We start from the raw sequence: 6,464 nt of genomic DNA, 5'->3' as shown, positions 1-6,464 counted from the left end.
GTGGTGGGCGGCGGGGCGGGCCGGGGCGGCGGAGGCGGTGGTGGCCGCGGTGGTGGCCGCGACGGCGGCGGCGCCCAGGGCGGCGGCGGTCAGGACGGCGCGGCGGTGCTTGACGGCGTTGATCATCGTCGTTCCTTCGGAAGGGTGCGGTCTCTCGGGCTCCCCGGCGGGGCGTCCTCCGGAAGGCTATGGCACAAGTTTCGTGCGTGCAAGTGCCTCGTGCACAAGTTAATCGTTGGCGGTAAGATTGCACTCGCTGGAACCTCGGAGGGCGGTGTCCCGCCCCCGGCGGCGCCGGCCCGGCCGCCGCCACCGGCCCCGGAGCCGCACCCCGACCGACCAGGAGGCCCCCATGGACCCCGCACCGCCCCCCGCCCCGGCGACCCCGGAGCAGCCCGACGAGGCGCACCCGGCCGGCCGCGCCGGCGACGGCGGGGACCCGCAGCCGTCCCTGCTCCTCAAGGACCAGTTCTGCTTCACCCTCTACGCCGCCTCGCGCGCCCTGACCGCGGCCTACCGCCCCCTGCTGGAGGACCTCGGCCTGACCTACCCCCAGTACCTGGTCATGCTCGCCCTGTGGGAGCACGGGGCGGTCCCCGTCAAGGACCTGGTCGACGCACTCGGCCTGGACTACGGAACCCTCACCCCCCTGCTCAAGCGGCTGGAGGCCAACCACCTCCTCACCCGCCGCCGCTCGGCCCGCGACGAGCGCCTCGTCGAGGTCGCCCCCACCCCCCGCGGCGTGGAGCTGCGCACCCGCGCCCTGGCCGTCCCCCCGGCGCTCGGGGACGCCATGCGGCTCGGCGCCGACGACATCGCCGCCGCCACCGCCGTCCTCGGCCGCATGACCGCCAATCTCGCCCGGTCCCCCCTGCCGGGGGCGGACGCCCCGCGCTAGCACCCCCGCGCCGGGCGCGGGAGCCCGCCCGGCCGGACCGCCGCCCGGCCTGCGGCGGTCACCGCCCGATGCCGGCCCGCCCTCGCCGAGGGGCCGGCCGCGCGGACCGTCCCCGCGGTGCGAGGGAGGCGGTACGTGGGCATCCCCCGTGTGCGTGCAGGCCGGGCCCGTCGGTCTCCCCGGTGCGGCGGCCCGCCGGGAGTACGGGTCACCCCCGCCTCCGGTGCCCCGTGTCCGCCCTCCCCTTGCCAGGAGAGCCGTCCACCCGCGAGACTGGCTACCGACCGAACGGTCAGTAGGGAGGTGGGCCCGTGTCCAGTACCGGTACCGCAGGCGCCGCGACCGCGGGCGCCGCAGCAGGCGCGGCGGCCGCCGCCGAGCCCGGCACCGACGCGCTCCGGCGGCACTTCGAGGAGGTCGTCGCGGCCGAGCAGCGGATCGAGCCGCGCGACTGGATGCCCGACGGCTACCGCGCGACGCTGATCCGGCAGATCGCCCAGCACGCGCACTCCGAGATCATCGGCATGCAGCCCGAGGGCAACTGGCTCACCCGCGCCCCCTCCCTGCGCCGCAAGGCGATCCTGCTGGCCAAGGTCCAGGACGAGGCCGGCCACGGCCTGTACCTGTACTCCGCCGCCGAGACCCTGGGCGCGGACCGGGCCGAGCTGACCGAGAAGCTGGTCAGCGGCCGGCAGAAGTACTCCTCGATCTTCAACTACCCCACGCTGACCTTCGCCGACGTCGGCGTGATCGGCTGGCTCGTGGACGGCGCCGCCATCTGCAACCAGGTGCCGCTGTGCCGCTGCTCCTACGGCCCCTACGCCCGCGCCATGGTCCGGGTCTGCAAGGAGGAGTCCTTCCACCAGCGGCAGGGCTACGAGCTGCTGATGACCATGATGCGCGGCACCGACGCCCAGCGCCGCATGGTCCAGGACGCCGTGGACCGCTGGTGGTGGCCGTCGCTGATGATGTTCGGGCCGCCGGACGCCGACTCGCCCAACACCGCGCAGTCCATGGCCTGGCGCATCAAGCGCCACACCAACGACGAGCTGCGCCAGCGCTTCGTCGACATGACCGTCCCCCAGGCGGAGCGGCTCGGCGTCACCCTGCCCGACCCCTGCCTGGAGTGGAACGAGGAGCGCGGCCACCACGACTTCGGCGAGCCCGACTGGGAGGAGCTCGGCCGGGTCATCCGCGGCCAGGGCCCGTGCAGCGCCGAGCGCGTCGAGCGCCGCCGCCGCGCCCACGAGGACGGCGCCTGGGTGCGCGAGGCCGCCGCCGCCCACGCCGCGAAGCAGGCCGCCCGCGCCGCGGCGGGCACCCCGGCGGCCCCGGCGCAGGACACCCCGGCGGCCCCGGCCGGGGCAGCACCAGGAGGAGCAGCATGAGCGACACGACCGCCCCCCGGGCCGACTGGCCGCTGTACGAGGTCTTCGTCCGCAGCAAGCGCGGGCTCAACCACGTCCACGTCGGCTCGCTGCACGCCGCCGACGACCGGATGGCCCTGCTGGCCGCCCGCGACCTCTACACCCGCCGCAACGAGGGCGTCTCCCTGTGGGTCGTGCCCTCCGCCGCCATCACCGCCTCCGCGCCGGACGAGAAGGACCCCTTCTTCGCCCCCAGCGGCGACAAGGTCTACCGCCACCCCACCTTCTACGACATCCCCGAGGACGTCCCCCACATCTAGGACGGCCCGGGAGCGTCCCGGACCACCCGGGACCACCCAGAGCAGAGGAGCGCCGCGTGAGCGACGACCACGTCTACCTGTCCCTGGCGGAGACGTCCCCGGAGGGGGAGGCCCGCTGGGCCTACGGCACCGGCTTCACCGACCCGCTGCACGGTGTGGACACCAGCCTGCCCGCCGGTGTGGACGGCGCGGACCTCGGTGCGTACTGCCTGATGCTGGGCGACGACGCGCTGGTCCTCGCCCAGCGGCTCACCGAGTGGTGCACCCGCGCCCCCGAGCTGGAGGACGAGGTCGCGCTCGCCAACACCGGCCTCGACCTGCTCGGCCAGGCCCGCCTGCTGCTCGCGCGCGCCGGGCAGGCCGACGGCAGCGGGCGGAGCGAGGACGACCTGGCGTTCCTCCGCGACGAGCACGAGTTCCGCAACGTCCGCCTGGTGGAGCTGCCCAACGGCGACTTCGCGCACTCCACCGCGCGCCTGCTGCTCTTCTCCTGCGCCCGCCTCGCACTCTTCCGCCGCCTCGCCTCCTCCGCCGACCCGGTGCTGGCCGCCGTCGCCGCCAAGGGCGCCAAGGAGCTCGCCTACCACCGCGAGTACGCCGCCGCCTGGACGGTGCGGCTCGGCGACGGCACCGAGCTGTCCCGCGAGCGCATGCGGCGCGGCCTGGAGCAGGTCGTGCCCTACCTGGACGAGCTCCTCACCCCGCACCCGGTGGAGCTGCGCCTGGCCGCGTCCGGCGCCGCCGTCGACCCGTCCGTGCTGCGCGCCGAGGTCGGGGAGGCGCTCGCCGAGGTCTGCGCCGCCGCCGGGCTCGACGTCCCGCAGGTCCCGCCGCTCGCCGCGGTCGGCGGCCGGGCCGGGCGCGACGGCGTCCACACCGAGGCCATGGGCCGGCTGCTCGCCGAGATGCAGTGCGTGGCCCGCGCCCACCCGGGAGCGGTCTGGTGACCGGCGCCGGCACGCAGGAGCGCCTGGCGGCGGCCGAGGCCGCCGCCGGGGCCGTCCGCGACCCCGAGCTGCCGGTGCTCACCCTCGCCGACCTCGGGGTCCTCGCGGGCGTCGAGGTCGACGACGCCGGCGCGGTGACCGCCTGGATCACCCCCACCTACTCCGGCTGCCCCGCGATGGCCGAGATGGCCTCCGACCTGGACGCGGCCCTGCGCGCGGCGGGCTTCGCCGACGTGCGGGTCCGCACCCGGCTGGACCCGCCGTGGAGCAGCGACCGGATCACCCCCGAGGGCCGCCGCCGCCTCGCCGAGGCCGGCATCGCCCCGCCCGGCCCGGCCCCGGCCCGCACCGCGGGCCCGGTGCCCGTGTCCCTGTCCGTGCGGCGCCCGGCGGTCGCCTGCCCCCGGTGCGGCGCGGCCGACACCGAGGAGCTGTCCCGCTTCGGCTCCACCTCCTGCAAGGCGCTGTGGCGCTGCCGCGCCTGCCTGGAGCCGTTCGAGTACGTCAAGGAGATCTGATGTCCGCTCCCGCCGCGCCCGCCCGGCCCGCCCGCCGGCGGCCCGCCTTCCACCCGCTGCGGATCACCGAGGTGGAGCGGCTGTGCGAGGACGCGGTCGCGGTCCGCTTCGAGGTGCCCGAGGAGCTGGCCGCCGACTACGCCTTCCGCCCGGGGCAGTGCGTGACGCTGCGCCGCACCGACGGCGGCCGCGACGAGCGGCGCTCGTACTCCGTCTGCTCCCCGGCGGGCGGCCCGCTGCGGATCGCCGCCCGGCTGGTGCCCGGCGGCCTGTTCTCCTCCTGGCTGGTGGACGGCGCCCGGCCCGGCGACACCGTCGACGTGCTGCCGCCCAGCGGCTCCTTCACCCCCGAGACCGGGCGGCCCGGCGTGCACGTGCTGCTCGCGGCGGGCTCCGGCATCACGCCGATGCTCTCCATCGCGGCCTCCGTGCTGGCCGCCGACGACTCCTCCGAGGTCGTGCTCCTGTACGGGAACCGGCACACCGGCACCGTGATGTTCGCCGACGAGCTGGCCGACCTCAAGGACCGCTTCCCGGCCCGCTTCCAGCTCCTGCACGTCCTCTCCCGCGAGGCGCGCGACGCCGAGCTGCTCACCGGCCGCCTCGACCGGGACCGGCTCGCGGCGCTGCTGGAGGCGTTCGTCGAGGTGCCCGCCGTCGACCACTGGTGGCTGTGCGGCCCGCACACGATGGTGGACGGCGCCCGGGAGCTGCTCGCCGCGCTCGGCGTGCCGGGGGACCGCGTCCACCGTGAGCTCTTCCACGCCGAGGACGAGCTGCCGCCCGAGCCGCCGGCCCGTACCGGCGACGGCGCCCCGGCCGGGCCGGTGAGCGAGGTGACCGTGGTCCTCGACGGCCGCGCCACGGAGCTGCGCCTGCCCCGCGACCGCACGCTGCTCGACGGGGCGCAGCGCTCCCGGCCCGACCTGCCCTTCGCCTGCAAGGGCGGGGTGTGCGGCACCTGCCGGGCGCTGGTGGTCGACGGCGAGGTGCGGATGCGGCGGAACTTCGCCCTGGAGGAGGCCGAGGTCGAGGCGGGCTACGTCCTCACCTGCCAGTCGCTGCCCGTCTCCGCGCGGGTGACGGTCGACTACGACCGCTGAGCGCCGGACCGGCCGCCGCAGGCCGGTCCGGCCGCGCCGGCCGGTGCGCGGCGGGTCCGGCCGCCCCCGCGGGTACCGCCGCCCCCGCCGGGCCGGTCACACCGCCACGGGCGCCCGCAGCAGTCCGTGCAGCTCACGGGCGGCGGCCCGCCCGGCCCGGGTGGCGCCGACGGTGCTGGCGGACGGCCCGTACCCGACCAGGTGCACCCGGGGGTCGGCCGCCGCCCGGGTGCCCTCCAGCCGGATGCCGCCGCCGGGCTCCCGCAGCCCCAGCGGGGCCAGGTGGCCGACGGCCGGGCGGAAGCCGGTCGCCCACACCACCGCGTCGACGTCCGCCGTGCGCCCGTCGGCCCAGGCCACGCCGGTCGCCGTCATCCGGTCGAACATCGGCTGCCGCTCCAGTGCGCCCAGCTCCCTGGCGCGCCGCAGCGCCGGACTGTCCGTCAGCCCGGTCACGCCCACGACGCTCCGGGCGGGCAGCCCCTCCCGCACCCGCTGCTCGACCAGGGCCACCGCCGCCCGCCCCGCCTCCGGGGTGAAGGGCCCGTCGCGGAAGACGGGCGGCCGCCGGGTCACCCAGAGGGTCTCCGCGACCGCCGCCGTCTCGGCCAGCACCTGCACCGCCGACGCCCCGCCGCCGACCACCGCCACCCGCAGGCCGCGGAAGTCCTCCGGGCCGCGGTACTCCGCGTAGTGCAGCAGGCGGCCCCGGAACAGCTCCGCGCCGGGGACGTACGGCACGAACGGCCGGGTCCAGGTGCCGGTGGCGTTCACCAGCGCCCGCGCCGACCAGGCGCCCGCGTCCGTCTCCACGAGCAGCCGGCCGCCGGGCCGCCCGCCGGGACCGGCCGTCCCGTCCGGCTCCGGCCGCACGGCCCGCACCCGCACCGGCCGCAGCACGGGCAGGCCGTGGGTGCGCTCGTACGCGGCGAAGTACTCCGGCACCGCCTCGCGCGCCGGGCGGTCCGGGGCGGAGGGCGGCAGCGGCAGGCCCGGCAGGTTGTGGAATCCGTGGACCGCCGCCATGGTGAGGCTGGGGGAGCGGTGGCGCCACGCCCCCCCGGGGGCGTCGTCGGCGTCCAGCACCACGAAGCCGTCCCCGGGCGCGAAGCCCCGCCGCAGCAGGTGGTACGCGGCCGACAGCCCGGCCTGCCCGGCGCCGACCACGACCACGTCCACCGGGGCGGCGGCGGCCGCCGCGGGGTCCGTCCCGTCGGAGCCCGCCCCGGCGGCGTCCGGCCGCGCGGGGGCCGTCCCGGGCCTGTTCTCTTCTGCGGAAGCGGTCACGCCCCTGCAACACCGGCGCCGGGC

7 protein-coding genes are annotated in these 6,464 nt (G+C 77.6%); 6 read left to right on the top strand and 1 reads right to left on the bottom strand.

All coding sequences use genetic code 11. The features are described from left to right. Positions 1-352 precede the first annotated feature (352 nt). From LO771_RS18925 to paaE, 6 genes are all read left to right on the top strand, one after another. Positions 353-898, top strand: a complete 546-nt coding sequence (locus LO771_RS18925) for a MarR family winged helix-turn-helix transcriptional regulator (protein ID WP_230654022.1) — start codon at positions 353-355, stop codon at positions 896-898. A gap of 311 nt (positions 899-1,209) precedes the next feature. Beyond that, positions 1,210-2,286: a 1,2-phenylacetyl-CoA epoxidase subunit PaaA gene (gene paaA, locus LO771_RS18920; protein ID WP_230654020.1), complete on the top strand. Its 1,077-nt coding sequence runs from the start codon at positions 1,210-1,212 to the stop codon at positions 2,284-2,286. Further along, positions 2,283-2,585 carry a 1,2-phenylacetyl-CoA epoxidase subunit PaaB gene (paaB, locus tag LO771_RS18915; RefSeq protein ID WP_230654018.1) on the top strand — a complete coding sequence of 101 codons (303 nt, stop codon included), beginning with the start codon at positions 2,283-2,285 and terminating at the stop codon, positions 2,583-2,585. The genes paaA and paaB overlap by 4 nt, the downstream gene beginning before the upstream one ends. A 56-nt stretch (positions 2,586-2,641) precedes the next feature. Then, complete coding sequence (gene paaC, locus LO771_RS18910; protein WP_230654016.1) at positions 2,642-3,532, top strand: 1,2-phenylacetyl-CoA epoxidase subunit PaaC; 891 nt, start codon at positions 2,642-2,644, stop codon at positions 3,530-3,532. Next, a complete protein-coding gene (paaD, locus tag LO771_RS18905; RefSeq protein WP_374228196.1) occupies positions 3,526-4,050 on the top strand; it encodes a 1,2-phenylacetyl-CoA epoxidase subunit PaaD in 525 nt (174 codons plus the stop codon). Before paaC ends, paaD begins: the two co-directional genes overlap by 7 nt. Continuing rightward, a complete protein-coding gene (gene paaE / locus LO771_RS18900) occupies positions 4,050-5,153 on the top strand; it encodes a 1,2-phenylacetyl-CoA epoxidase subunit PaaE (protein WP_230654012.1) in 1,104 nt (367 codons plus the stop codon). Before paaD ends, paaE begins: the two co-directional genes overlap by 1 nt. 96 nt (positions 5,154-5,249) lie before the next feature. Here paaE and LO771_RS18895 read toward each other — a convergent pair whose 3' ends face one another. Next, positions 5,250-6,332 (bottom strand): FAD-dependent oxidoreductase, encoded by a 1,083-nt coding sequence (locus LO771_RS18895; protein WP_230654051.1) that lies wholly within the window; start codon positions 6,330-6,332, stop codon positions 5,250-5,252. Positions 6,333-6,464 lie beyond the last annotated feature (132 nt).

This window comes from Streptacidiphilus sp. ASG 303 (genome assembly GCF_020991365.1).
Lineage (GTDB): Bacteria > Actinomycetota > Actinomycetes > Streptomycetales > Streptomycetaceae > Peterkaempfera.
This window is presented reverse-complemented; position numbering and strand designations above follow the sequence as displayed.